This is a genomic window from Oceanicaulis sp. (genome assembly GCF_051859625.1).
Classification (GTDB): Bacteria; Pseudomonadota; Alphaproteobacteria; order Caulobacterales; family Maricaulaceae; genus Oceanicaulis.
Genome location: NZ_JBHYFH010000001.1, coordinates 125,042 through 150,707, shown reverse-complemented (window position 1 = coordinate 150,707; position 25,666 = coordinate 125,042). Strand labels below are relative to the sequence as shown.

Below are 25,666 nucleotides of genomic sequence, written 5' to 3'. Positions count from 1 at the left end.
TCTCTCCCGCAGTATCGCCAGGTTCTGATGCCCAGCTTTGATTTTGATCTTCACGCCACCGACGGCGCCGCCCGCACCGGCGTGCTCAAGACCCCGCGCGGGGATATTCGCACGCCCGCCTTCATGCCGGTCGGCACGGCGGCGACGGTGAAGGCGCTATATCCTGAACAGGTCAAAGCCGCCGGCGCTGACATCATTCTGGGCAACACGTACCACCTTATGCTGCGGCCTGGGGCGGAGCGGGTCAAACGTTTGGGCGGCCTGCATCATTTTATGCGTTGGGATGGGCCGATCCTGACTGATTCCGGCGGCTTTCAGGTCTGGTCGCTGTCTGATCTGCGCGACATGACCGAAGAGGGCGTGGCGTTCAAAAGCCATCTCGACGGCTCCAAGCACATGCTGACGCCCGAGCGCTCCATCGAGATCCAGGCCGACCTTCTGGGCGCGGACATCTCCATGCAGCTTGATGAATGCACGCCCTATCCCTGTGAGAGGGACGCGGCGGCGAGCTCGATGCAGCTGTCGCGCCGCTGGGGGCTGCGCTCCAAAGAGGCGTTCGGCGAGCGCTCAGGCCAGGCGCTGTTCGGCATCGTTCAGGGCAGCACCTATGAGGATTTGCGCCGCGAAAGCGCTGAAGGACTGATCGAGATCGGCTTCGACGGTTACGCCATTGGCGGCCTCGCGGTGGGCGAGGGGTTCGAGATGATGTGCCAGGTGCTCGACGTCACCACGCCGCATCTGCCCCATGAACGCCCGCGCTATCTGATGGGCGTGGGCAAGCCGATTGATCTGGTGGAAGCGGTCGCCCGCGGCGTGGACATGTTTGACTGCGTGCTGCCCACCCGATCAGGCCGCCATGGTCAGGCGTGGACGGACTGGGGGCCGGTGAACGTCAAGAACGCCCGCTTTGCAGAAGACACGCGCCCGATGGACGCCACGCTCGATTGTCCGGCCAGCCGGGATTATTCGCGCGCCTATCTGCACCATCTGATCCGGGCGGGCGAGTATCTGGGCTCGATGCTGCTGTCCTGGCACAATATCGCGTATTTCGAGAACCTGACCGCACGCATGCGCGCCGCTATCGCCGCGGGTGAATTTGAGGCCTTCCGAGCCCAGTTCCATGCCCGCATGGATGAGGGTCCAGACGCGATCTAGTCTTCGGACTCCCCCTCAACTTCATTCAGCAGCCCATAGGCGTCCATCGCCTCGATCAGCGTCGCTCGCTCACAATTGAGCGCATCAAAACCGCCGCGCAGCCAGGCGCGGCGTTTGAGCGCCAGCTCGCGCTCCTGCGCGGCGGCGGCTTCAATTTCGCCCGCCCGCCCGAGGAAGCGCACGACCGGACGTGTCGGGTTCAGCCCCACAATCGTGTCGCGCGCTGTATCGGCGGCGAGATCCGGCGCATCCTCGGCGATGGACGAGGCGAAATCGCGCGAGCGGTCCAGCATGCCCTCTGAGTCTTCGTCCGTTGCGGTCTGCACCTCCGGACGGGGCGCCTCGATATCAGGACCGAGCAGAGAGGTGAGACGCGCGATGTCGCGGGCGAGGGCCGGGCAGCTGATCGGTGCGCCAGAACCGCCATAGGGGGTGGGCACGGTTTCATCGCCATTATCGATCACGATCTGGCCGGGCCGCGCCCGCGGCAGGCCCACCGTGTCAGACGCGACCGATTCCGTGCGCCCCAGAGGCGTTTTCGGCAGGTCGGGCAGGCTGGAGCAAGCCGTGAGGACAAGCGCGGCGGCGCCGGGGATCAGCAATTTGGACAGGGTGTTCTTCATGCTTATGTCCTATCATGATCGTGCAACTGTAAAAGAGGGGGTTTCCCGCATATAGCCGGGTTGACCGTATGGGGCGCCGGTTATAGGTTCCGCGCCTCTCGAGACGGAGAGCCGATAGCTCAGCTGGTAGAGCAACTGACTTTTAATCAGTAGGTCCAGGGTTCGAATCCCTGTCGGCTCACCACTTCTCCCTGAAAACATGGCGTTTTGTGGGTGGTGGTGATTGTTTCTTCGCGCAATTGCGCGTCCTCATTCCTGACATCGCTATCTCATCAAGCGTTGACGGTGTCGTCAGGCGCGCTCCACCCTGTCTGTCGTTCGTAGGAAAAGCGCGGCGAGATTTGCGTCAGCGGTCGGGCTTTTGCGTAGTCCGTCAAATGATTGAGAGGCGAGGGGCGCGGCAGGCGTTCCCCAGAGCGGCGACAGCGCGCCGTCAGGCTAGCCTTTTGGGCGAATGTGTCTCAAGGTAAATGGAGAAACGTTGGGAGGTCGCTGTGCCTAGATTCACCCTGCCGGACGGGTCCAAAATCGAGATTGACGCCACCGCTATTGCGCGCGCTCGGCCCACAATACCTAACGAGATTTATGGCAAGCCGGGTCATGAGGGGACAGCCTTGTTCGCCCCGAAACGCCTGGTGCTTGAACCGATCGACACTGTGGGCCCTGAGCTGCAGAAGACGGCGCCGAGTTTCACGCGTCTTCATGCACCCAATGGCCAGAGCATCTGGTGTCAGGCCAGCAAGGCCTAGGACGCCGAGGCGCCCCTGCCCACCGAGGTTTCACCGACAACCAATGCCGTTGTGGTTATGGGCGGCGTGCGGCAGCGCGTCCGGGAGACGGTTTCGGAGGCGCAGGCAATCCTCAATTCCGCCCGCGCCAAGGCGTAAGGCAAGCTTCGGGGTGGTGATTTGGAGTGCGGTCGGTCAGGATGGAGGACGCCTTCGGGCGCGATATTCAAAGCCATAAGGTCTGACAATGTTTGCTCCATCCCTCGTTATTCTAGCGCTGTCGCTGACCCAGCCTTCCGATCCTGTCTGCACGGGAGACGGGGCCGACATTGCGTCGATCTGTGACGTGCTGAGCGCCCAGCAGGACGCCTGGAACACGGGCGACATTCCCGGCTTCATGGCGGGCTATCTCAATAGCGAGGATTTGCGTTTCGCCTCGGGCGGATCGGTGACCACGGGCTGGGCGGAGACCCTGGCGCGCTATCAGGCGCGCTATGACACGCCGGACGCCATGGGCTGGCTGGCGTTCACCGATCTCGACGTCACCCAGCTGTCAGATGACGCCGCCTATGTGTTCGGGCGCTGGACGCTGTACCGCGAGGCGGACGAACCCACCGGGCTGTTCACGCTGATCGTCCGTAAAGGCGAGGAGGGCTGGCGCGTGGTCCATGATCACACCTCGGCGGCGGATTGAGCATGTATGTGCGAATGATTCACAGTAAAAGGTGCGGATAATTTCCCAAGTTTTTGAAAAACAATATCTTGCTGAAATTTTAGTGCACGTGTTTTAGGATTTGCTTACTTATTTCTCGCCACTTTGGGTTTAGGCGCCCCGGGGGATGAGAGATGCTTCATAAATTACCCATTGCGATCTTGTTTGCATTGATCAGCTTGCTGGGATGTCTCACGCTCGGCGTCGTGCTGGGCGGCGCAGCCATTTTGGAAAGCCGTTCCGCGGAACGCCATTCTGCGATTGCTCGCCTTGAAACGGTGGAACAGGCGCGCCTGTCGGAAATCCGGCATTATCTCGAATATGTCGAAGATGATGTGCATCTGCTGGCGCACAGCACAGCGGTGATACATGCCATTGAGCGCTTTCACGACGCCTGGTCATTGCTGCCGGCTGGCGAAATGCGCCGCCTCTATCATGATCAGAACCCGTATCCGAGCGAAGAGCGGATCAACCTGTCCGATGCGGGCGACGGGTCAGAATACTCACAGGTCCATGAGGATTTGCACCCCTGGTTCCGCGATTATCATAACAAGCGCGAGTATGCCGATATCTACCTTTTCGATCTTGAGGGAAACCTTCTCTATAGCGCCCAGAAGGAAGAGGATTTCGGGACCAATATCCTGACGGGCCCTTACAGGGACACAACTCTGTCAGACGTCTTTCAGGACACGCTCGCCTTGAACGAAGGCGGGGCCGCCTTGTCAGATTACAGCGCCTATGCGCCGGGCGGCGGGCATCCGGCGAGTTTCATGGGGGCGCCGGTGTTTGACCATTCAGGTCAGCGTCTGGGCGCGTTGATCGTGAAAATGCCGACGCACCAGCTCGATCTGTTGATCTCTGAAGAGATTGGACTGGGGGAAACCGGCGACGCCTATCTGATCGGTGAAGACGGCGTCATGCGCACCGAGCCCCGGTTTCACAATAATGAACCGCGTTTGAGCATCGCACTGCCCGAAGACATCGTTCGCGCAACATTCCACGGCGCCGGCGAAGACCATGTGGTTGAAGCCGATGACTGGCGCGGCGTGCATGTGATGGCGATCGGTGACGGTTTCGAGTTTCTGGGCGTGCATTACGGGGTCGTGGTGACGAAATCCACGCATGAGACGTTTGCCGAGGCGCGTCAGTTGACCTGGACGATTGCGCTTACGGCGGCCGGCTTGACGCTTCTGATCTCGGCGGCGAGCTTCTTCATGGCGCGCCTCGCCGCGCGGCCCATTGGCAGGCTGGCCGCGGTGACGGATCAGATCTCTGACGGTGATCTGGGCCTGAAGGTTCCCTATTCCGATGCGGGCAGCGAGATCGGCGCCTTGTCAAAAGCGCTGGAAGGTTTTCGGCAGAGCCGGATCAAGCAACAGGAGCTGGAAGCGCGCCAGGCTGAGCTGGAAGAGCAAGCCAAGTCCGCGCGAAAGGCCGAACGCCATCGCCTGGCTGATGAGTTTGAAACCAATGTGGGCGGCGTGGTCACCATTGTCAGCTCGGCCGCGACCGAACTGAACGCGGCCTCCCAAAGCCTGTCGGCGGCGGCGGAGGAAACCTCTGTTCAGACAAAGGTCGTCTCCTCGGCGGCGAACGACACGACCAGCAATGTCCAGAACGTGGCCGGCGCCGCTGAGGAGATGGCCGCGTCGATCGCCAATATGCGTGCACGCGCCCAGACCACCGCCGATCAGGCGCGCAATGTGATGGGTGAAACCGAACTGACGGTTGAGAAGGTCAGCCATTTAACGGCGGCGGCCAGCCGCATCGGGGAAGTGGTGGATCTGATCCAGTCCATCGCCGAACAGACCAATCTGTTGGCGCTGAACGCCACAATCGAGGCGGCGCGCGCCGGCGAGGCGGGCAAGGGCTTCGCTATCGTTGCACAGGAAGTCAAGCAATTGGCGTCCCAAACGGCGTCGGCGACTCAGGACATCTCAGATCAGGTTTCGCAGATCCAGTCGGCAACGGGCGAGTCCTCGGCCGCTATCCAGAATGTGGCGGATGTCATTGGACAATTGAGCGCGACCGCGCAAGATATCGCCGCCGCTGTGGAAGAGCAGGCGGCGGCGACCTCAGAGATCGCCCGAAGCGCAAACGGCGCTGCTGAAAACACCAAAAACGTCTCAGACAATATCGATGGGGTCGTGATGGCGGCGACGGAATCGTCCTCGGCGGCAGCGCAGGTCAGCACGGCGTCCAGTGATCTGACCGTGCAGGCCGAAGCGCTGCGGGCTCAGGTGGACAGCTTCGTGGCGGGTATCCGGGCGTCGTAACCTAAAGACGGCCCCACCAGCTGATGACATGCAGCGTCAGGGCGCCGGCGCCCAGCAGGACGCCAAGCCAGGCGATATCCGCCAGACCGCCCTTGGGCCTGTAATCCGGCGCGGATGCAGGCGGGGCCGATACGGCCGGCGGAGCGCTCGTCTGTGACGCAGAAAAGCCTGAGGGGGCCGGTCTTTCACGCAGTTCCTTCATGGCGAGTCGTCTGGCGCGCACATTGTATTTCTGATGCGCTATGAGCAGACGCAGATCCATCTCTGACAGGGTTGTGAGCGTCTCATCAGACGGGATGCGGAACTTCGGTCGCATGGCGCGCCTCTGGCGGCTGGGGGTAACAGACAAGTGGTCTGAAACGGCGTCGCCGTCTCAGACCACCCATGGACAAAGCGTTGTCTCTAGAAGGCTTTGGAGATCGTGAAGACGGCGGTTTCATCCGATCCGTCCGTGTCTTCGCTGGTGTCGATATAGGCCAGCGACCAGTCCACGCCATAGGCCGAGCCGCCGATGCCGATCGTCCAGTCGACCTTGTCGTCGCCATCGCCGTCCAGATCGCCGAAGGCGCCGGTTTCATAGCCGACGCCCGCCATCAGGCTGAGCCCGGATTCACCCAAGGGCGCTGAGCCTGAGAGGTTCAGATACAGATTGTCGTCATCACCCAGATTGTCCTGTTCGGGCGCGTAGGCGAGTGTGCCGGTGGTCTCCACCAGACCGATCATGCCGGTCAGGCTGCCATAGACTTCGGCATAGGCGACGTCTTCCGCACCGGGATAGAAGTAACCGATCACGCCCACATCATAGCTGAGCGCGCCGACCGTGCCGCCATATCCGGCGTACAGGTCCAGCTCAATTTCCGAATTGCCCACGGGCTCGATGCTCGATCCCCAGGTCCCGGCGTAAAAGCCGGAGTCAAATGCAACGTCAAAGCCGCCCTGGATGGCGATGGCCTCATCGCTGAGCGAGGCGCCGCGGAAGCGGTAATCTGTGGTCATCGCCACATTCGCCGAGACTTCCTGCGCCTGTGCGGCTCCAGCGGAGAGGCTGGCTGTGGCCGCCAAGGCCAGGGGAAGCACGCTGGCTGCGAGTAAATATGCGGGTTTCATGGCTATTCTCCATTTAAGATTGTGTAGGCGGTCATAAGGCTGACCGGGGCAGGCGAGGCGACGCTTCCGCCGCCTCGCCGATCCGGTTACTCAGCCGGTTTGGGGGCGCTCTTGGGTGTGAACTCGGGGTAGGCGCTGTGTCCCAGTTCGGTGAGATCGCCGCCGATCTCTTCTTCATCAGGGTTCAGGCGGATGCCGAGCGTGACTTTCAGAGCCAGCCAGAGAACGAAGCTGGTGACGAAGACGAACGCCCCGATGGCGCCGACGCCGACAGCTTGTCCAAGAAAGCTTGCATCAGAGTTTGTCAGCGGTACCGCCATGGTGCCCCAGATGCCCGCCATGAGGTGGACCGGGATCGCGCCGACCACGTCATCCAGACGGATGGCTTCCAACAGCATCGCGCCGAAGGTGGCGATCACTGCGCCGACGCCGCCGATCAGGATGGCTTCCAGAATGGTGGGGGTCAGCGGTTCCGCCGTGATGGCGACCAGGCCGGCGAGGGCGCCGTTCAGCACCGAGCCCAGATTGGCTTTGCCCTTGCCCAGCAGCATGGAGACGATGTAGGCGACCACGACGCCGGAGGCGGCGGCCATATTGGTGTTCGCGAAGATCTGCGACACGGCGGTGGCGTCCGCTGCGCTGCCCAAGGCCAGTTGCGAGGCGCCGTTAAAGCCGAACCAGCCAAACCACAGGATGAAGGTGCCCAGCGTCGCCAGCGGCAGGGATGAGCCGTGCATGGTCACGGGCTTGCCGTCGACAAAGCGGCCGCGGCGTGCGCCCAGCAGGATGACCCCGGCCAGAGCCGCCCAGCCGCCCGTGGAGTGGACCAGGGTGGAGCCGGCGAAATCAGAGAAGCCGAACTCGGAATCCAGCCAGCCTGCGCCCCATTCCCAGGATCCCTGGATGGGATAGATCACCCCGGCGAGCACCGCCGTGAAGATGAAGAACGAACCGATGCGCACGCGTTCGGCGACGGCCCCGGACACGATGGACGCGGTTGTGGCCACAAACACCATCTGGAAGAACCAGTCAGAGGCGCTGGAATAACCCGCTGCGGTGATGTCGATGGCGTCATCCGCCGCCGTCTCGGAGGGCGACCACATTGATGGCGTGCCCAGAAGGCCGCCATGATCACCGACGCCGGAATACATCAGATTATAGCCGATGACGAAGAACATCAGGCCCGCTACAGAATAAAGGCCGATGTTTTTCAGGCAGATGACAGCGGCGTGCTTGGTGCGCACAAAACCGGCTTCCAGCATGGCGAAGCCAGCCGCCATCCACATCACCAGAAAGCCGCCAATCAGGAAGAGAAGCGTGTTGAAAATATAAGCTGTTTCATCGCTTACCTGGGCGAAGGCGGATTCAGACGCCAGGGCCGTGAAACTCAAAGCGGTCAGCGCCAGAGCCCCCAGGCGCGTGGCGCGCGCGCGCAGGCTTGTCTGCGCGCCAGTGTAATCGGTCATGATGATGTCCTCGGTCGCACTCTGACGGGACGGAGCAAGGCCGGCCTCGTCCAGTCGGGTCGAATGAATACGACGAAGGATGCGGCGCGCTTGCGCGCCGATGAGCCGGACGCTGCCGGTCTGGTCCTGTTTCATACTTGCCTCCGTCGCGGTTTGCGGCGGCCGGCGGTGCGTCTCTAACTCCGCGCAGCTTGGGCTGCGTCTGTCGTTAACAAAACCTTTGCAGAGCGTTTGTTGCATCGCAACAGAAAAGTGAAAACTTTTGTTTTCCGCCGCATATCTATGGCGGTGATGCCACAGTTGGCGTGAATACACTTCTGGATTTCAAAGGAAGAAAAAAAGGCGGGACCAGCCCGCCTTCTAGTTTTAGAGACGACCCCGAGGCCGCAGAAGGACGGTCTCAGGCAGGTAGGACTTTAGTCAAAGATTATAAAAAATATGCGGACATATGGATATGCCATGCTCGATAAGCGGGCGCTCAATCCTGATTTTTGGGCATAGAGGTCGCTCGAAATGGCATTTATCGCGTTTGGCGAGATTCTAAATCTCGTTTTCAATTATAGCGAGAAACTCCTCGCCGTAACGCTCAAGCTTGCGGGCCCCCACGCCGAAGACGCGTGACAAGTCCTCGAGGGTTTGCGGTTTACTCGCCGCCATTTCAATCAAGGTGCGGTCCGCAAAGATGGTGTAAGCGGGCTTGCCGGACTCCTTGGCGAGCTCGAGACGCTTTTTGCGCAGCGCAGTATAAAGCGCCCGGTCCGTCTCCGACAGCAACTGGTCGGCGGCGTCGCTGGGCCGCGCCCGGGCGGAGCGAACGCCGCGCTGTTCCTCGGGCGGACGCAACATGACCGATTGTTTGCCGAACAGGATCTCTTTGCCCTTGGGGGTGATGATCCACTCGCCATGTCCATCGATGGGCTGGTCAATGGCGCCGGAGGCGAAGAGCTGGCGAAACACGCTCATCCATTGTTCCTTGGACAGGTCTTCGCCAACGCCGAACGTGGGCAAGCCATCATGACCGCGCGCCAGCACCTTGTCGGTTTTCAGGCCGCGCAGAACGCTGATCAGGTGTTCCAGGCCGAAGCGCTGGCCCGTGCGGGCGATCGCCGACATGGCTTTTTGCGCCAGAACCTGACCGTCGATCAGCTTGGGCGGGTCATCACACAGATCGCAATGGCCGCACGGTTCGATCTCGTCGCCGAAATAGCCCAGCAGGGTCTGGCGGCGGCACTGAGGGGCTTCGCAATAGGCGATCAGCGCGGACAGGCGCCGCAGCTCCATGCGTTTACGGTCTTCGTCTGAATCGCCCTCATTGATCTGGCGGCGACGCAAGGCTGCGTCAGACAGCGACCACAGCATCAGCGTGTCGGCCGGGTCGCCATCGCGTCCGGCGCGCCCGATTTCCTGGTAGTACGCTTCCATGGAGCTCGGCAGGGCGGCGTGAAGCACATAGCGTACATCGGGTTTGTCCACGCCCATGCCGAAGGCGATTGTGGCGCACATCACCACGCCGTCGCCCTTGACGAATTCGTCCTGCCGAAAGCTCCGTGTTCGGGCGTCCAGACCGGCATGATAGGAGAGGGCGTAAACATTCTCCGCTTGCAGCTTGGCTGCGATATCGTCGCAGGCCTTGCGGCTGGAACAATAGATTATGCCGGCGCGATCGGGGCGCGCCTTGACGAAATCGATGATCTGGGCGGCGCCGGATCGTCGGGCGCCCACCGCCAGATGCAGGTTGGGGCGGTCAAATCCTGAAACGAATTCGTCGGGGGCTTGCTCGAACAATCGCCCGGCGATGTCGCGCCGTGCAGCGGCGTCCGCCGTGGCGGTGAAGGCGGCGATTTGCGGCCGGCCGGCAGCCTGGGCGAAGTCTGAGATCCTGAGATAATCGGGACGGAAGTCATGGCCCCATTGCGATACGCAATGGGCTTCATCCACAGCGATCATCGACAGGCCCGCCCGGCCCAGCCGTTCGGCCAGTCCGGGAACCGCCATGCGTTCGGGCGCCATGTACAGAAGGCGCAAGCTGCCGTCATCGAGGGCGCGCCACGCCGCTTCGCGGTCTTGCGCTTCATCGGTCGAGGTGAGGGCGGCGGCGTTCACGCCCACGGCCTGCAAGGCGCTGACCTGGTCGCGCATCAGGGCGATCAGCGGGGATATCACCACCGTCAACCCGCCTCTGAGCAAAGCGGGCAATTGAAAGCACATGGATTTGCCGCGCCCTGTGGGCATCACGGCCAGCACGTCGCGGCCCTTGAGGACGCTGTCGATGATCTCGGCCTGGCCGGGCCGGAAATCGCGATACCCGAACACCTCCGCCATCGTCTGACGGGCCTGGTCGAGCTGAGGGGGAAGAGTCGAATCGCTGTGCGCCATGGGTGCAGGCTAGGCGGCGGGAGGCCCGGAGCAATACGCAAGGGCTGCTTGCGCTGGCGTGGACACGAGGGTAGCCCAGAGCGCTAAGGGTCTCAACGCGCTGACAGGGGGTGTCCATGAGCATTGCGCCATTGTCTCACATACGGGTTCTGGATTTGTCACGCGTGCTGGCAGGGCCCTGGTGCGCCCAGATTCTGGGCGATCTCGGCGCGGATGTGATCAAGGTCGAAAACCCCAAATCCGGCGACGACACCCGGCGTTGGGGGCCGCCGTTTCTAACCGATGAGCATGGAGAGGCCGCGGACGCCGCGTATTATCTGTGCGCGAACCGCAACAAACGCTCGATCGCGGTGAATATTGCGGACGCTGAAGGCCAGGCGATGCTGAAGAGACTGGCGGCTGAAAGCGATGTCGTGATCGAGAACTACAAGACAGGCGGTTTGAAGAAATACGGCCTTGATTATGACAGCCTGAAAGCGGTCAACCCCGACCTTGTCTATTGTTCGGTGACCGGATTTGGTCAGACCGGCCCCTGGAAGAACCAACCCGGCTACGATTTTCTCATCCAGGCCATGGGCGGGCTGATGAGCGTTACGGGCGAAGAGACTCCCATGAAGGTGGGCGTTCCGGCTGTGGATTTGTTCACGGGCGTTTACGCCGCCGGCGCCGTGATGGCCGCCTTGATCGCCCGGACAAAGGGGCAGGGCGGTCAACGTATCGATATGGCGCTGTTTGATGTGCAGACAGCGATGCTGGCCAATCAGGCGGCCAATTATTTCGTCTCAGGCAAAACTCCGGGGCGACAGGGCAATGCGCATCCGAATATTGTTCCTTATCAGGACTTTCCGACCTCCGATGGCCGCATAGCGGTCGCTGTCGGCAATGACGGACAGTTCCAAGCGTTCGCACAGGCGCTCGGCCGGCCTGACTGGGCGAGTGATTCGCGTTTCATGCGTAATGCGGACCGTGTCGCCAATCGAGAGGTCCTTATTGCTGACATCACGCTCACTTTGAATGCGGAGACGACGGCATGCTGGACAGAGCGCCTGCACGCCGCAGGCGTGCCGTGCGGTCCGATTCTGGCTCTGGATCAGGTGTTTAGTCATGAGCAGGCGCAAGCTAGAGAGCTGGCCTTCAGCTTGCCCATGACGGGGGTGGGGGATGCGCCCATGATCGCCAATCCCATGAGGCTGTCCAAGACCGGGCCGCAATACTGCAAAGCGCCCCCGCGCTTTGCAGAACACACGTCTGAGGTGTTGCAAGAACGCCTCGGGTTGACTGAAAATGAAATACAGAGCCTCCGAGAGCGCTCTATCGTGTGCTGAGCACCCCGATTCCACAACAACGCCAGTGGTGTTGTGCAATTAAATCAGGTATCGATGGTTATGACATGGAACTGGAGCGCATCGTGATGCGTTGGGGCCTATGTTAAACTTAATGCTCACACGAAGGGCGTTCTCCGCCCGGAGGGGGATAGGATGAAAACAAAGCTTCTTTCGGCAGTCGCCGTTGGGGCCATCCTCGCCGCGCCGTCCATGGCGGTTGCGGATGAAGGTTGGTACGTCAGTGGTGCGCTGGGTTATGGCGCGCCGGGCGACGTTGACGTCACTGGCAGCCTGAATGGTGAAATTCAGGGCGCTGGCGACATTCGCGAAAAGCTGGCCCTGGGTTACCAGTGGAACAGCAACTGGCGTCTGGAAGGTGAGCTGGCTCACCGTTTCAACGACACCGGCGCCGTCGGCAATTTTGAGAACAGCAGCTCGGACTTCCAAGTCTGGTCCGGCATGCTGAACCTCATCTATGATTTCGACACCGGCTCGTTCTGGACCCCCTATATCGGTGGTGGTCTGGGCTGGGTTCAGTCTGACATCTCCGCAATGGGTTGGGACACCGGCACGTACAACGCGTCGTCCAACTTCGTCGCGGTTGACGATTCCGACGTGGCGCTCGGCTATCAGCTGATCGCTGGTATCGGCTGGGAACTGGCCCGCAACCTGACGCTGGACACCGAGTATCGTTACTTCGGTTACGGCGAGACGGATTACGCGCCGAACCTCGAGCTGGATCGCGTCGGCGGTCATGAGGCCTGGATCGGCCTGCGCTATCTGTTCTCCGCTCCGGAGCCTGCAGCGCCGCCGCCCCCGCCGCCTCCTCCGCCTCCGCCCCCGCCGCCTCCGCCGCCCCCGCCGCCTCCGGCGCCGGTGTGTGACGACGCTGGCTTCGTGGTCTACTTCGCTTGGGATCGCTCCGAGATCTCCAGCCAGGCAGCTGCGGTGATCAACCAGGCCGTCAACCAGGCTCGCGAATGTGGTGTGGCGTCTGTGAACATCGACGGTCACGCTGACCGTTCGGGCGCAGCCTCCTACAACGTCGGCCTGTCCGAACGCCGCGCTCGTGCGGTCCGCGACGAAATGGTGCGCCTTGGCGTTCCGTCGTCCGCCATCTCTCTCGACGCCTTCGGCGAAAGCCGCCCGGCTGTTGAGACCCCGGATGGCGTGCGTGAGCCGCTGAACCGTCGCGCTGAAGTGATGATCGACCTCAACTAGGTCTATCGCACTGGCGAAAGATTGCGGCCCGGCGCTTCATGCGCCGGGCCGTTTTCGTTTCTGCAAAGTCTCCGGCCCGCAAGGCCATCCGGCTCTGGTGTGCGATCACTGCGCTGCAACATAGCGCGTCTGTGAGCGCCGGGGCTGGACCTGGTCGACGGCGGCGGGTTGACCCCACGGGGCGCGCGTCGCAAGAACCTGCCATCACCGTATTCGATCTGCACGCCCGTCCGTTCGCGTCGGGGCGTCTTGAAGAAGGACTGGCCCATGAGCAAGCCGGACACCCCTTATCGCAAACGCGCGCTGGGCGACCGCGCGCTGAGCCCTGAAACCCTGATGATGAGCTATGGCTTTGACGCGAAAATGTCAGAGGGCTCCATCAAGCCGCCGGTGTTTCTGACCTCCACCTTCGCCTTTGCGACGGCGGAAGAGGGTGCGGCTTACTTCCGCATCATGGGCGGCAAGAAAGAAGCCGGCGACCCGGAAACCGCCGGCCTTCTGTATTCACGCTTCAACAACCCCAATATGGAAGTGCTCGAAGATCGCCTGGCGGTGTTTGAAGGCGCTGAAGATGCGTTGGTGTTCTCATCGGGCATGGGCGCTATCTCTACGGTATTGATGGCGCATTCGAAGGCTGGCGACGTCATTCTGCAATCCACGCCGCTTTATGGCGGCACGGAGACCCTGATCCGTTCGATCCTGCCGCAATACGGCATTTCCAGCGCAGATTTCTTCGCGGGCGCTTCTGAAGACGAGCTCCGCAAGGTCGTCGACGCCGCCATGAAGCAAGGCCGCATTTCGGTTCTGTATTGCGAGACGCCGACCAATCCCACCAATGAAGTGGTCGACCTTCAGCTGATGGCCAAACTCGCCGATGAAATCGGCGAACGCCAGGGTCACCGCCCGCCGGTGGTGGTGGACAACACCATTCTGGGCCCGATCGGCCACAAGCCACTCGAGCTGGGCGGCGATATCGTCGTGTATTCGCTGACCAAATATATCGGCGGCCATTCTGACCTGATCGGCGGCGCTGCGCTGGGCGCATCTGAGCTGATGCTGCCGGTGCGCAAGCTGCGCTCGGGCATCGGCACCAATCTCGATCCGCACACCTGCTGGATGCTGGCGCGTTCGCTGGAGACCGTCACCCTGCGCATGCGCGCCGCCTTTGAAGGCGCCCGCAAGGTGGCTGAGTATCTTCGCGATCACCCCAAGGTGAAGCGCGTGCGGTATCTGGGCTTCCTTGAAGAAGGCTCGCGCGATTACGAAGTTCACAAACGCCAGTCGGGCGACATGCATGGCTCGACTTTCGCCTTTGACGTCGAAGGCGGGCAGGACGCCGCCTTCCGCATGCTCAATGCGCTGAAAGTGGCCAAGCTGGCCGTGTCGCTGGGCGGCACCGAAACCCTGATCTGCCATCCGGGCAGCACCACGCACGCCGCTGTGGCGCCGGACCTTCAACAGCGCCTTGGCTTTGATCCGGGCATGGTTCGCGTGTCGATCGGGGTGGAGAATCCAGACGATCTGATCGCTGATTTCGAACAGGCCCTCGCTGAGGTCTAAACCAGAAGGATAGCCATGACTGACATCTCCCTCGACCAGGACGAACGCAAGATTCTCGACTGGGTTGAAAGCCGCGGCGATCACATGATCGACACGGTCAAAGCCTGGTCGCAGATCAATTCAGGCAGCCGCAATCTCGACGGGCTCGAAACGATGCGGTCTGTGTTGTCTGACGCGTTTTCCGAACTTGAGGGTGATGTCAGCGCGGTCGAGCTGAAGCCGTCAACGACCGTGGAGCTCGATGGCGAAATCAAGGAGGTGCCGTATACGCCCTCCATGAAGGTCTCCAAACGACCCGATGCGCCTGTGCGGATTGTCCTGACAGGCCATCATGACACGGTGTTCCCAAAGGGCTGCGGGTTTGAAGACTGGCGCCTTCTGGATGATGACACGATCAACGGGCCGGGCGTCGCTGACATGAAAGGCGGCCTTCTGGTCATGCTTCACGCGCTGCTGGCGCTGGAGCGCAGCCCCTGGGCTGATCAGATCGGCTATGACGTTCTTGTCAGCCCGGATGAAGAGATCGGCTCTCTGGGGTCGGGGCCGGTGTTGATGGATCTCGGCGCCAAGGCGCATGTGGGCATGACCTATGAGCCGGCGCTGGCGGATGGTTCGCTCGCCGGCGCCCGCAAGGGCTCGGGCAATTTCTCGCTCCGGTGCCGGGGGCGGGCCGCCCATGCGGGCCGTGAGCATCATCTGGGGCGCAACGCCATTGTCGCCGCGGCGGATTTCGCCCGCGGGCTGGACCTTCTGAATGGTCAGCGTCCGGACATCACTTTCAACGTTTCGCGCATTGACGGGGGCGGAGCGCCGAACGTGGTGCCGGATCTGGGCATTTGCCGTTTCAATGTGCGGGTGAAGACGGAAGAGGACGCCCTGTGGGCCAAGACCGAGATCGAGAAACTGGTGCGCGCCGCCGATGCGCGTGACGGGATCACGGCGGACCTTCACGGTGGTTTCACGCGTCCGCCCAAGCCGATGAGCGCCGCCAACCAGCGCATGTTCGACTGGACGCGCACCGCCGGACAGGCCATAGGTCTAGACATAAAATGGGCCGATACGGGCGGCGTTTGCGAAGGCAATAATCTGTGGGCGTCCGGCTGTCCGAATGTGGATACGCTGGGAGTGCGCGGCGCCGACATTCACTCTGACCGCGAGATCGCCAAGCTGTCGAGCTTTGTGGAACGCGCACAATTGTCAGCGGTGATGTTGATGCAATTTGCTCGGGGCCGGTTCAACGCATCAGACGCCCGCGCGCTCAGCCCGGCGGGTTGATAATAGTAAAAAGGGGGACGCGCCATGCTCGTGGTGCGCGCCGCACGGTCTGACGACCATGCCGCATTTGTCGATCTGGCGAGGGCTGCAGGCCCTGGCTTCACCAGTCTGTCGCTTGATGACGAAGCGTTGCACGCCAAGCTGCTCAAGTCTGAACAGGCGTTTGAAGGCAAGCTGCCGGACCGGTCAGACTGCGTCTACCAGCTGATGCTGGAAGATGATGTGACGGGCCAGGTTTACGGCACGGCGGCGGTGAAGGCGGAAGTAGGGGTGAAGAAGCCCTATTTCGATTTCAAGATTTTCACCATCGCCCAGTCGTCCCATGAAGCGGAGCGTCGCTTCGACATGGACGCCATGTTGCTGGTGAATGATTTCGCGGGCTGCACCGAAGTGGGCTCGCTGTTCGTCAGCGACGCCCTGCGAGGATCGGGGGCCGGGCGGCTGACATCGCAGTGCCGCTACATGCTGGTGGCTGCGGACCGGTCGCGCTTTGGCTCGCGGATCTTGTCGGAATTGCGCGGTGTGGTGGACGAGGCGGGAGAGTCTGTCTTCTACGAGCACGTCACCCGGCCGTTCTTTCGCATGACGTTCGAAGAGGCGGATTCGCTGTCGGCTTCGACGGACAACCAGTTCATCCTCGACCTGATGCCGCGCAGCGCGATCTTTCTCGACCTGCTGCCCAGCGAGGTTCAGGCGGTGATTGGCAAGACCCATCCCCATGGCGCCAACGCCTTGCGCCTTCTGGAGGATGAGGGCTTCCGCTATGATCGCTATGTGGACATTTTTGATGGGGGGCCGCTGGTCAGCTGCGAGACTGACGATGTGCGCACCATCAAGGACAGCCGTCTGATGACGGTGGCGGACAGTGCGCCGGGGCCTGAGCGGGTTCGGGCGCTGGTCTCAAACAATCAAATGCCTGATTTTCGATGCGTGCATGCAGAAGTCAGCGTCACAGGCGACGCTGTGTCTCTGGATGCCGATGCAGCCCGGGCGCTGAAAGCCAGCGCAGGGCAAACCGTACGTCTGTGGACGAAGGAGCTCAGCTAATGGCGCATTCCGCATTTATCTCGGGGCAGTGGGTGACGGGCGGCGGCGCCGGCATCGTGTCGATCAATCCTGCGGACGGCGAGACGGTCTGGACGGGATCCAGCGCCTCCCCCGACAGCGTCCGGCAGGCCTTCGCCGCCGCTCGCGCGGCCTTCGAAGACTGGGCGCTGACCTCTTATGACGAGCGCCGCGCCGTGGTTCAGGCCTATGGCGATATCGTCAAGGCGGAAGCCGACCATATCGCTCAGTTGATCAGCCGCGAAACCGGCAAGCCGCTCTGGGAGACCAAGGGCGAAGCCGGCGCCATGGCGGCGAAGGTGGGCGTGTCGATCCAGGCGCATGACGAGCGCGCAGGCCGCAAGGTCACCGAAACCGAGTTCGGCGAAGCCGTGCTTGATCACAAGCCTCTGGGCGTGATGTTCGTGTTGGGGCCGTATAATTTCCCCGGTCATTTGCCGAACGGCCATATCATTCCAGCGCTGCTGGCGGGCAACACCATTGTGTTCAAACCGTCTGAACTGACCCCGGCAGTGGGCGAGTTCATGGTGCAATGCTGGGAGAAGGCGGGCCTGCCCGCCGGCGTGCTGAATCTGGTGCAGGGCGCGCGCGAGACCGGCGCGGCGGCGCTGGACGATCCTGATCTTGACGGCGTGCTGTTCACCGGCAGCTGGAATACGGGCGCCTTCATTCACAAGAAATTCGCCGGTCGCACCGGCATCCAGCTGGCGCTGGAAATGGGCGGCAATAACCCGCTTGTGGTGTGGGACGCTGCGGACGCGGAAGCCGCGGCGCGGATCGCCGTCTTGTCGAGCTATATCACCGCCGGCCAGCGCTGTTCGTGTGCGCGTCGCCTGATCCTGCCCAAGGGCGCGGCGGGCGATTCGGTGGTCGAGCATCTTGTTGAGATGATCCGCAAGCTCAGTGTGAATGTCTGGAACGCCGATCCCGAGCCCTTCATGGGGCCGCTGGTGTCCGCGCAAGCGGCGAGCCATGTGCTCAAAGCGCAGGATGATCTGATCGCGCTCGGGGCCAGGCCGATCGTGAAGGCCGAGCGCATGGCGCTGGGCGACGCCTTTGTCAGCCCGGGCCTTCTGGATGTGGACGGTGTGACCACGCCGGACGAGGAAGTCTTCGGTCCGCTCCTGCAGGTGCGCAGGGCGGACAGTTTTGAAGCGGCCCTCGCAGAAGCCAACAACACCGCCTACGGCCTCTCGGCCGGGCTGGTGTCAGACTCAGAAACGCTGTGGAAGCGGTTCTGGGCGGGCAGCCGCGCCGGCATCGTCAATCGCAACCGCCCCACGCCGGGCGCCGCGTCCTCCATGCCGTTCGGCGGTCCGGGCCAGTCGGGCAATCTGCGTCCGAGCGCGTATTATGCGGCGGATTATGTCGCCTATCCGGTCGCGACACAGGCGGCTTCGACGGTGGAGAAAATGCCGGTGAAAGGGCTCTAGGCATGACGGCGGTGGAAGCCAATTTCGACGGTCTGGTCGGTCCGACTCATAATTATGGCGGGCTTGCGCCGGGCAATCTGGCCAGCGCGAAAAATTCAGGCTCCATCGCTGCGCCGCGCGCCGGCGTTCTGGAAGGGCTTGCGAAAGCGAAGTCATTAGCTGATGCGGGCCTGGTCCAGGGTGTGCTTCCGCCGCAGGAACGCCCTTACATTCCGCAACTCAAAGCGCTGGGGTTCTCAGGCGCCAGCGACGGCGCGATCTGGGAAGCCGCCTACAAGGCGCAACCGGCTCTGGCGCTGAACATGTTGTCGGCCAGCTCCATGTGGGCGGCGAACGCCGCGACGGTCAGCCCGAGCGCCGACACATCTGATGGACGTCTGCATTTCACCCCGGCGAACCTTCTGACGGCGCTCCACCGGTCCATCGAGGGCGAGCAGACCCGGCGGGCGCTGTCTGTGATCTTTCCCGATCCAAGCCGGTTCGCTGTCCATGACACGCTGCCCTATCAGTCCGCCTTCGCCGATGAGGGGGCTGCCAATCATGTGCGCCTGTGCGCCGAGCATGGCGGTCAGGGTGTCGAGATTTTCGTGCATGGCCGCGACGCCTTTGAAGCCTGGGCGGGCAAATACCCGGCGCGGCAAACCCTGCAAGCGTGCGAAGCGGTTGAGCGCCGTCATGGTCTGAAGCCTGACCGCACGGTTCATATTCGCCAGTCGCGCAAGGCCATCGACGCCGGCGCCTTTCATAATGACGTGGTGTGCGTCGGCACGGGCCCGGTCTTGTTCTTTCACGAACATGCCTTTGAGGACAAAGCCGCGGCGCTCGACGCCATCCGCAAAGCCGCGGACGGTCTGTTCGAGCCGATCTTTGTGGAAGTGCCCGACGCCGAGGTGCCGCTCGGCGATGCGATCACCTCATACCTCTTCAACTCCCAGCTTCTGATCATGCCGGGAGTGGACCGTCAGGTCCTGCTGGCGCCCAGCGAAACCGAAGAGACGGATTCCACCAACGCCTATTGCGCCTCGATGGTGGCCGGCAACGGTCCGATCGGCGCGGTGAAATTCGCCCATGTCCGCCAATCCATGCGCAATGGCGGCGGTCCGGCCTGCTTGCGCTTGCGCGTGGTTCTGACCGAGGCCGAGCTTAGGTCAGTCAATCCCAAGGTGATGATGAATGACGCGCTCTATGCGGCGCTGACGGCTTGGGCGAAGACCCATTACCGCGAAGAACTGGCGCCGGGTGATCTGGGCGATCCGGCGTTGGTGACGGAAAGCCGCGCCGCACTGGATACGCTGACCGGCATTCTGGGGCTGGGTTCGGATTTTTATCCCTTCCAGCGCGCGGGCGCCTGAGCCTTTTGGCCTGACAGCTGACACAAAAAACCCCGGCGCTCAGCGCCGGGGTTTGTCTTGATGGGCCCGCTTTACGATCAGCGAACGCAGAGCACGTCAGCCAATGCTTCACGGCCTTGGACCGTGCGGCGTTCATCCAGCGACCAGACGGCCCCCCGAGCGCGCACCGTGCCGTAATAGACCGCGCGGTTCATCCCGCTGGCCCGGCACAGATCATCCGCGGCGCTTTGACCGCAGCGGCCATAGCCTCCGCCTTCACACGCGGAAATCGCATAGCCGTTGAGGGTGGGTTCAGCAAAGAAGACCGTCGCCACGCCGCGCACGCCGCCATCCACACGGTTGGAGCCATAGCCGGGACGCGGGCCGTAATCATCATCGCGCTGGATGCGCTGATTGGTGGCGGAGGTGATCTCGCGGTTCAGGTTCAGCGTGCCCAGATTGCGCACATCGCGATCAATCTCCACACAGCGGCCGCCAAAATCATCATGCTGGCAGAAGGTCCAGTCGCCCGAATGCACCTCGATGGACTGGGCGGCGTCGTTGAAGCCCAGCCGGCTCAGATTTCCAACCGGTTCGATCAAGGTGACGCTGCGGCCGGTGAAGTTCGTGCCGGACCACAGGGTGACGCCATTGTCGCGCGTGCGGCCGCGGCGGCCCTGGTCGTGAACCGGGCGGATCGAGCTGATGCGGTCGTTGAACGCCCATTGGGTCATGTTCGGCAGATCGGAATCAATCACCTGACAGGAGCCGCGATAGCTGGCGTCGACACAGACTTCCCATTGCCCGCCGCTGACGCGGATCGAGCTGGCCATGTCGTTGAAGTTCACCCAGTCGAGGTTTTCCGCGTCAGAGTCGATCACCACGGACCGGCCCTGATAATTCGGCGCATCGAAAAGGGTGATGCTGGCGCCCCGCTGACGGTCGCCGCGATCCCCGCGGCCATTGCGCTGGGCTTCGGCCAGATCCGCCGTCACGACCAATCCGGCCATGGCGGCGAGCAAAACAGGGGCGAAACGCATTTCAGTCTCCTAACAACCAGATCAGAGTATGCCTCACCTTATGAAGCCTCCAACCTGAACCGGGACTGAAAGCGTTTTCGCCCCGCCATTCATGTAATAGCCTAGTAGCCTTGGGCGTTTCCGTCCTTGCGCATCTCGCTGGCGCCGTACAGCACGCCGGTTTCGCGATCGCGCCAGATGGCCTGATAGCCGCCGAATCCGCCATCGCTGTCGCCGATCACATGGCCGCGGGCTTCCAGCGCGGCGCGGACTTCTGAAGGCACGCCGCTTTCCAGATGCACGACGCCCACGCCCGCGGTTTCCCCCGCATCACCGGTTTCAGACGTCGAGCCTTCATGGCGCCAGCGCGCAGCGTCGCCCGCTTCCTGAACATTGAGGCCGAAGTCGATGATGTTGGAGACGATCTGCACATGGCCCTGCGGCTGCATGCCGCCGCCCATCAGGCCAAAGCTCATCACGCCGTCGCCGTCCTGGGTGATCATGGCGGGAATGATCGTGTGGAAGGGGCGTTTGCCAGGCGCGTAGACATTGGGATGGTTGGGATCAAGGCTGAACAGCTCGCCGCGGTCCTGGAACATGAAGCCCAACCCGTCCGGCACGAGGCCTGAGCCCATGCCGCGGAAGTTCGACTGGATCAGCGACACCATCATGCCATTGCCGTCCGCCACCGTCAGATAGGTGGTGTCGCCGTCTTCCAAAATCGCCGGATCGCCATGGGTGACGCTCTGCATCGCCTGCTCCATGGAGATCAGGGCGCGACGCTGGTCGGCGTAGGCTTCGCTCAGGAGCGCCTCGACCGGGGCCGGCGCGAAATCGGGATCAGCGTAGAAGCGCGCCCGGTCTTCAAAGGCGAGACGCTTGGCCTCGATCTGAACATGCAGGGCGTCCGCGCTCATATAGCCCATGCTGGCGAGGTCATAGTCTTCCAGGATTTGCAGCATTTGCAAGGCGGCGATGCCCTGACCCTGGGGCGGCAATTCCCAGACGTCATAGCCGCGATAATTGACGCTGACCGGGGCCACCCATTCCGAACGGTGATTGGCGAGATCCTCATAGCGGATCCAGCCGCCGATGCGCTGCATATAGGCGTCGATCGTGCGCGCGATCTCGCCTTCATAAAACGCATCGCGCCCGCCCTCGGCGATTTGCTGCAAGGTGTTAGCGAGGTCGGGATTGCGGAAAATCTCGCCCTCAAACGGCGCGTCGCCGTCTTCTGTCAGATAGGTGGCGCGCGCATTGTCGAACTCCTCGAACTGGTCCTGCGCGAACCGGTTTTCGAGGATGGTCATGTTGCGGTCCCAGTAATAGGCGATGGTCTGGGTGAGGGGGAAACCCTCTTGCGCGTAATGGATGGTGGGGGCCAGCACGTCCGCCATCGGCATTTCGCCAAAGCGCTCGTGCAGGGTGAACCAGCCGTCCACCGTGCCGGGCACGGAGACGGGCATGGCGCCCAGCGGCGGAATGGCGCCGTCTTCGCCGACGATCTCGACAACCTCGTCATAGCTCAGCCCCAGGGGCGAGCGGCCGGCGCCGTTCAGGCCATAGACCTGGCGTGTTTCGGGGTCATAGACGATGACGAAGATGTCGCCGCCAATGCCGTTGCCCGTGGGCTCCATCAGACCCAGAGCCGCGTTGGCGGCGATGGCGGCGTCCACCGCATTGCCGCCAGCCTTGAGCACGTCCAGCGCGATCTGGGTGGCGAGCGGGTGCGCGGTCGCGGCCATGCCGTTCGTTGCGGTGACCGGTGAGCGGGTGGCGAAATGATCGCCGCTGACCCGGTCGCCAGGGTAAAAATCCTGCGCGCCTGCTGACGCTCCGAATTCACTAAAGGCCATGGCGGCGACCACTCCGGCGGCGGCGATCTTTTTCATCTGCTGGCTCCCCTTGTGTGCGACAGGCTTCACGCCTTTGCATTTGGGGGCAAGTAGATAAGCCCGAGCGGTCAGGATCAAGACCTAGTTTGGCGTTTCTCCCTGGCCTTCACCTTCATCCGGCGTCTCGTCGGAGCCGTCGTCGTCATCATTGCGCGCATTGTTCAGGAGCTGGCCAAACAGGCCGCGCACCACGTCTTCGGGCGATGCGGGCTCTTCATCGTCGCCGCTATCGCCGGTCTGACCGCCGATCAGGCGCCCGGCTTGCTGGCGCAGCAGATTGCGCGCGACGGCTTCAAAGTCGATCCCGGCGGAGACCGAGTTGAAACCGCCCCGCAGACGCACCGGCACTTCCAGCCCCTGAAGGTCGAGCTCGCCGCCCTGACCGGCCAGGGACTGCACCGCACGTGCGGTGAGGCGATAATCAATGCTTTGACCGCCCAGATCGATTTCGCCATTGCCCAATACGCGCAGGAGCGGGCTCAGCATGGTCGTGTCGCTATTGCGCACCACGCCGTTGGTGACGGTGAAGCTGCCGCCCAGGCTGGAGAAATCCGTCTGCTCGGTGTCGGCGAAGGCCGTGGGCAGGGCGCGGTTCTGCAGCGCGGTCTGAATGGTTCGGATCATCTGGGCCAGATTGACGCCGCGCAGCGCGCCGTCGGTGAAATCAAACCGTCCCGTGCCCGAGAGCGAGTTCATGATCGCCGCCGGGCTAGCGCCGCTGGCGGTGAGGTCCATGGTCATGCCGCCATCGCCGATCAGGCGATCAAAGTGCGCCGCCGCCTGCAAGAAGGGCTGCGCCTCCAGCCCGTCCAGGCTGGCGTTGAAGGAATAGCTGGGCGTGTTCGACCGCGCATTGATCACCGCGACCGCCTCACCCGACCCGCCATAAAGCTGGAACCGGTTCAGACGCGCCGTCATCCGGCCCCGATCCACACTGATCAGAGCGGTGACGTCGCTGATCTCGATATCGCGCGCTTTCAGCTCATCGGCGCGAATGGTCAGCTCTGAATCCATTGTGCGCAGGGGCGCCAGATCAATCGGTTCGTCGCTCCATTGCGACACGCCTGAATTGGTGTTGCGGCCCGCCTGTGGTTCGCTGTCAGCGGGGATGTAGGGGGTGAGGTCGAGCATGGCCGTGCTCAGATCCCCCGTGATGCGCGGCCGTGCGCCAGCATAGTTCAGCGTCATCGCGCCATTGGCCGCGATATCGTCAAACCGGATGGCGGCATTGCGCAGGCGTACGACGCCGGGTTCGCCCGACAGGGCCGAGCGGGCGCTGAACTGGCGGAAAATGTCGCCATCGGGCAGGTCGGCGCCCAGATAGCGCGCCAGCGCCCGCAGCGGCAAAGTCACATCCACATCGCCGTCAAAGGCCAGCTCAGGGCTTTCCAGGAAGCGGCCCTCCAGCGTCAGATCCGCCAAGGGACCGTTCAGCGTGGTCAAGAAGGGCGTTTCCTGCCCCTCAAAGAAACCGCGCAGGGAGCCGAGCTCGATATTGAACGTCATCGGTCGGCCATCCGCCTCAAACGAACCGCGCAAGCGCACGGGATCATCGACGGAGGGCAGCTCCACGTTCAGATCCAGCGATTCGATCCGGCGGCTCTGGGCGCCGTCCTCAAAATAGACGGCGCCGTTCTCGATGCGCACATCGCCAAAGCTGGCTTCAAAGGGCAGGGCGCCGGGCTGGCGCCGGAAGCCCTCGCTGGAGGACGCCTGCGCTGTCTGGTCAGCGGAGTCGCCGAAGGTCCAGTTATTGCCGCGGGCGTTCGACTGAAGCCGGATCACCGGCTCGACCAGCACGAACTCCTCGATCTCCACCTGGCGTGACAAAAGCGGGATCAGCGCCACCGACACCCGCATTTCCTGCATCTCGGCGAACGGCGCCTCGCCAAAACCGGGCGCATTGGCGATCTCCGCGTTTTCGGCGCGCACCTGAAGCTGGGGCAGGATTTGCAGGCGGATATCGCCGGTCAGCCGCACCTCGCGACCCAGGGTCTGGCTGGCGGCGGTCTGGGTGCGTTCGCGAATGAGGTCCGCGGGGATGAGCGCGGGCGCCAGAACAGCCACGCCGATCACCAGAACGAACAGGACGAGCAGGGCGATAATCAGACGGCGCATGGGCTCAGCTCCAAAAATAGTACGTTCAAGGGCGGGCGCGGCCCGTCCCCCGCTTGCGGATTTCCCGCGATGAGCGACAATGATTCACCATATCGCTCAGTCTGGCCACAGCAGGTAAGGGCTGGAAGCGGCGATTTAATGGCGAACAGGCCGGAAGATCATACAGGGGGAGACCATTATGACCGAAGACGAACTGAACGCGTTGCCGCGCGTCACCATGGGACGCCGCGAATTGCTGGTCGGACTGGCGGCGGGCACGGTGTTTCCGCTGGCGGGCTGTGCGACCGATGGCGGCGGGCTTGGCGCGGCGCTCGTGTCTGACGCCCAGATCATGCAGGCCTCGCAAGCCGCCTGGGAGCAGGCGCGCCAGCAAGAACGCATCAGCCAGGACCGCAACCTGAACAACAAGGTCCGCCGCGTCGGCCAGCGCATCGTGCCGGCGTCGGGGCTGACCCAATACCAATGGGAATTTGTGGTCTTTGACTCAGACCAGCAAAACGCCTGGGTGCTGCCCGGCGGCAAGGTCGCCTTTTATCGCGGCATTCTTGAGACCATGAGCAATGATGATCAGGTGGCCACGGTCATGGGCCATGAAGTGGCCCATCTTAGCCGCAATCACGCCGCCCAACGCGCGCGGCAACAGGCTGCGGCGGGGCTGGGGCTCGCAGTGGTGAACGCCGGTCTCGGCGCCGCCAATGTGGAGAACAGCGACACCTGGGCCGGCATTCTGGGCACGGGCGTGACCTATGGCGTGCTGTTGCCCTATTCGCGCCAGCACGAGCTGGAAGCGGACATTCTGGGCGTCGATTACATGGCGCGGTCGGGCTACCGTCCGTCAGAAGCGTTGGCGTTCTGGCGCGCCAAGGCCGCGCAAAACGCCCGTCGGCCGATCGAGCTGATGTCCACCCACCCCTCGGACGCCACGCGCATCGAAAATCTCGAGCGCCATATCGCCGAGCAGGGCTATGCCTGAGCACTGAA

At 62.7% G+C, this 25,666-nt stretch carries 20 protein-coding genes and 1 tRNA gene; 13 read left to right on the top strand and 8 right to left on the bottom strand.

Going from position 1 to position 25,666, the window contains the following annotated elements:
- Positions 1–27 precede the first annotated feature (27 nt).
- Entirely contained in the window at positions 28–1,155 is a 1,128-nt protein-coding gene (gene tgt, locus ACTIGF_RS00745; protein ID WP_439635047.1) for a tRNA guanosine(34) transglycosylase Tgt, read from the top strand.
- On the opposite strand, the gene ACTIGF_RS00740 is transcribed toward tgt, so the two are convergent.
- On the bottom strand, positions 1,152–1,778 hold the full coding sequence (locus ACTIGF_RS00740; protein WP_439635046.1) for a hypothetical protein: 627 nt from the start codon (positions 1,776–1,778) through the stop codon (positions 1,152–1,154). The two genes, tgt and ACTIGF_RS00740, sit on opposite strands and share 4 nt — an antisense overlap.
- Before the next feature lie 108 nt (positions 1,779–1,886).
- On the opposite strand from ACTIGF_RS00740, the gene ACTIGF_RS00735 reads away from it, so the two are divergent.
- The 4 genes from ACTIGF_RS00735 to ACTIGF_RS00720 all read left to right on the top strand — a co-directional run bounded on the left by ACTIGF_RS00735 (position 1,887) and on the right by ACTIGF_RS00720 (position 5,494).
- A tRNA-Lys gene (locus ACTIGF_RS00735) sits at positions 1,887–1,962 on the top strand.
- Positions 1,963–2,272: 310 nt separating this feature from the next.
- On the top strand, positions 2,273–2,527 hold the full coding sequence (locus ACTIGF_RS00730) for a hypothetical protein (protein WP_439635045.1): 255 nt from the start codon (positions 2,273–2,275) through the stop codon (positions 2,525–2,527).
- A gap of 226 nt (positions 2,528–2,753) precedes the next feature.
- The gene (locus tag ACTIGF_RS00725; RefSeq protein ID WP_439635044.1) at positions 2,754–3,200 is read left to right on the top strand and encodes a YybH family protein; all 447 of its coding nucleotides are present in this window, start codon (positions 2,754–2,756) and stop codon (positions 3,198–3,200) included.
- A 152-nt stretch (positions 3,201–3,352) separates the two neighbouring features.
- Positions 3,353–5,494 (top strand): methyl-accepting chemotaxis protein, encoded by a 2,142-nt coding sequence (locus tag ACTIGF_RS00720; RefSeq protein WP_439635043.1) that lies wholly within the window; start codon positions 3,353–3,355, stop codon positions 5,492–5,494.
- A 1-nt stretch (position 5,495) separates the two neighbouring features.
- Here ACTIGF_RS00720 and ACTIGF_RS00715 read toward each other — a convergent pair whose 3' ends face one another.
- From ACTIGF_RS00715 to recQ, 4 genes are all read right to left on the bottom strand, one after another.
- Entirely contained in the window at positions 5,496–5,810 is a 315-nt protein-coding gene (locus ACTIGF_RS00715; protein WP_439635042.1) for a hypothetical protein, read from the bottom strand.
- A gap of 86 nt (positions 5,811–5,896) precedes the next feature.
- Positions 5,897–6,601 carry a TorF family putative porin gene (locus ACTIGF_RS00710; protein ID WP_439635041.1) on the bottom strand — a complete coding sequence of 235 codons (705 nt, stop codon included), beginning with the start codon at positions 6,599–6,601 and terminating at the stop codon, positions 5,897–5,899.
- Positions 6,602–6,687: 86 nt separating this feature from the next.
- A complete protein-coding gene (locus tag ACTIGF_RS00705) occupies positions 6,688–8,067 on the bottom strand; it encodes an ammonium transporter (protein ID WP_439636632.1) in 1,380 nt (459 codons plus the stop codon).
- A gap of 540 nt (positions 8,068–8,607) precedes the next feature.
- Positions 8,608–10,443 carry a DNA helicase RecQ gene (gene recQ / locus ACTIGF_RS00700; protein ID WP_439635040.1) on the bottom strand — a complete coding sequence of 612 codons (1,836 nt, stop codon included), beginning with the start codon at positions 10,441–10,443 and terminating at the stop codon, positions 8,608–8,610.
- 122 nt (positions 10,444–10,565) lie between these two features.
- Between recQ and ACTIGF_RS00695 the strand changes: the two genes are divergently transcribed.
- The 7 genes from ACTIGF_RS00695 (at position 10,566) to astB (ending at position 19,674) form a co-directional block, all read left to right on the top strand.
- Positions 10,566–11,768 carry a CaiB/BaiF CoA transferase family protein gene (locus tag ACTIGF_RS00695; protein WP_439636631.1) on the top strand — a complete coding sequence of 401 codons (1,203 nt, stop codon included), beginning with the start codon at positions 10,566–10,568 and terminating at the stop codon, positions 11,766–11,768.
- A gap of 153 nt (positions 11,769–11,921) precedes the next feature.
- Positions 11,922–12,989: an OmpA family protein gene (locus ACTIGF_RS00690; RefSeq protein WP_439635039.1), complete on the top strand. Its 1,068-nt coding sequence runs from the start codon at positions 11,922–11,924 to the stop codon at positions 12,987–12,989.
- Between the two features lie 267 nt (positions 12,990–13,256).
- Positions 13,257–14,549 (top strand): cystathionine gamma-synthase family protein, encoded by a 1,293-nt coding sequence (locus tag ACTIGF_RS00685; RefSeq protein WP_439635038.1) that lies wholly within the window; start codon positions 13,257–13,259, stop codon positions 14,547–14,549.
- A 15-nt stretch (positions 14,550–14,564) separates the two neighbouring features.
- Positions 14,565–15,824 (top strand): hydrolase, encoded by a 1,260-nt coding sequence (locus ACTIGF_RS00680; protein ID WP_439635037.1) that lies wholly within the window; start codon positions 14,565–14,567, stop codon positions 15,822–15,824.
- Between the two features lie 24 nt (positions 15,825–15,848).
- On the top strand, positions 15,849–16,871 hold the full coding sequence (locus tag ACTIGF_RS00675; RefSeq protein WP_439635036.1) for an arginine N-succinyltransferase: 1,023 nt from the start codon (positions 15,849–15,851) through the stop codon (positions 16,869–16,871).
- Positions 16,871–18,322, top strand: coding sequence for a succinylglutamate-semialdehyde dehydrogenase (astD, locus tag ACTIGF_RS00670; protein ID WP_439635035.1), 1,452 nt, complete (start codon positions 16,871–16,873; stop codon positions 18,320–18,322). The genes ACTIGF_RS00675 and astD overlap by 1 nt, the downstream gene beginning before the upstream one ends.
- 2 nt (positions 18,323–18,324) lie before the next feature.
- On the top strand, positions 18,325–19,674 hold the full coding sequence (astB, locus tag ACTIGF_RS00665) for an N-succinylarginine dihydrolase (RefSeq protein ID WP_439635034.1): 1,350 nt from the start codon (positions 18,325–18,327) through the stop codon (positions 19,672–19,674).
- A gap of 77 nt (positions 19,675–19,751) precedes the next feature.
- Here the strand turns inward: astB and ACTIGF_RS00660 are convergent, their stop codons facing one another.
- The 3 genes from ACTIGF_RS00660 to ACTIGF_RS00650 all read right to left on the bottom strand — a co-directional run bounded on the left by ACTIGF_RS00660 (position 19,752) and on the right by ACTIGF_RS00650 (position 24,685).
- Positions 19,752–20,693, bottom strand: coding sequence for a beta/gamma crystallin-related protein (locus tag ACTIGF_RS00660; protein WP_439635033.1), 942 nt, complete (start codon positions 20,691–20,693; stop codon positions 19,752–19,754).
- A gap of 101 nt (positions 20,694–20,794) precedes the next feature.
- Entirely contained in the window at positions 20,795–22,528 is a 1,734-nt protein-coding gene (gene ggt / locus ACTIGF_RS00655; RefSeq protein ID WP_439636630.1) for a gamma-glutamyltransferase, read from the bottom strand.
- A 120-nt stretch (positions 22,529–22,648) separates the two neighbouring features.
- Positions 22,649–24,685, bottom strand: coding sequence for an AsmA family protein (locus tag ACTIGF_RS00650; protein WP_439635032.1), 2,037 nt, complete (start codon positions 24,683–24,685; stop codon positions 22,649–22,651).
- Between the two features lie 178 nt (positions 24,686–24,863).
- On the opposite strand from ACTIGF_RS00650, the gene ACTIGF_RS00645 reads away from it, so the two are divergent.
- Entirely contained in the window at positions 24,864–25,658 is a 795-nt protein-coding gene (locus ACTIGF_RS00645; RefSeq protein ID WP_439635031.1) for a M48 family metallopeptidase, read from the top strand.
- The last annotated feature ends 8 nt before the right edge of the window (positions 25,659–25,666 follow it).

Excerpts from the sequence above, each read along its gene's own strand:
- recQ (WP_439635040.1), bottom strand. The coding sequence starts at position 10,443 with ATGGCGCACAGCGATTCGACTCTTCCCCCTCAGCTCGACCAGGCCCGT.
- ACTIGF_RS00705 (WP_439636632.1), bottom strand. The coding sequence starts at position 8,067 with ATGACCGATTACACTGGCGCGCAGACAAGCCTGCGCGCGCGCGCCACG.
- astD (WP_439635035.1), top strand. The coding sequence starts at position 16,871 with ATGGCGCATTCCGCATTTATCTCGGGGCAGTGGGTGACGGGCGGCGGC.
- ACTIGF_RS00690 (WP_439635039.1), top strand. The coding sequence starts at position 11,922 with ATGAAAACAAAGCTTCTTTCGGCAGTCGCCGTTGGGGCCATCCTCGCC.
- ACTIGF_RS00740 (WP_439635046.1), bottom strand. The coding sequence starts at position 1,778 with ATGAAGAACACCCTGTCCAAATTGCTGATCCCCGGCGCCGCCGCGCTT.
- ACTIGF_RS00650 (WP_439635032.1), bottom strand. The coding sequence starts at position 24,685 with ATGCGCCGTCTGATTATCGCCCTGCTCGTCCTGTTCGTTCTGGTGATC.
- ACTIGF_RS00675 (WP_439635036.1), top strand. The coding sequence starts at position 15,849 with ATGCTCGTGGTGCGCGCCGCACGGTCTGACGACCATGCCGCATTTGTC.
- ACTIGF_RS00720 (WP_439635043.1), top strand. The coding sequence starts at position 3,353 with ATGCTTCATAAATTACCCATTGCGATCTTGTTTGCATTGATCAGCTTG.
- tgt (WP_439635047.1), top strand. The coding sequence starts at position 28 with ATGCCCAGCTTTGATTTTGATCTTCACGCCACCGACGGCGCCGCCCGC.
- ACTIGF_RS00645 (WP_439635031.1), top strand. The coding sequence starts at position 24,864 with ATGACCGAAGACGAACTGAACGCGTTGCCGCGCGTCACCATGGGACGC.
- ACTIGF_RS00660 (WP_439635033.1), bottom strand. The coding sequence starts at position 20,693 with ATGCGTTTCGCCCCTGTTTTGCTCGCCGCCATGGCCGGATTGGTCGTG.
- ACTIGF_RS00685 (WP_439635038.1), top strand. The coding sequence starts at position 13,257 with ATGAGCAAGCCGGACACCCCTTATCGCAAACGCGCGCTGGGCGACCGC.
- ACTIGF_RS00710 (WP_439635041.1), bottom strand. The coding sequence starts at position 6,601 with ATGAAACCCGCATATTTACTCGCAGCCAGCGTGCTTCCCCTGGCCTTG.
- ACTIGF_RS00680 (WP_439635037.1), top strand. The coding sequence starts at position 14,565 with ATGACTGACATCTCCCTCGACCAGGACGAACGCAAGATTCTCGACTGG.
- ACTIGF_RS00715 (WP_439635042.1), bottom strand. The coding sequence starts at position 5,810 with ATGCGACCGAAGTTCCGCATCCCGTCTGATGAGACGCTCACAACCCTG.
- ACTIGF_RS00725 (WP_439635044.1), top strand. The coding sequence starts at position 2,754 with ATGTTTGCTCCATCCCTCGTTATTCTAGCGCTGTCGCTGACCCAGCCT.
- astB (WP_439635034.1), top strand. The coding sequence starts at position 18,325 with ATGACGGCGGTGGAAGCCAATTTCGACGGTCTGGTCGGTCCGACTCAT.
- ggt (WP_439636630.1), bottom strand. The coding sequence starts at position 22,528 with ATGGCCTTTAGTGAATTCGGAGCGTCAGCAGGCGCGCAGGATTTTTAC.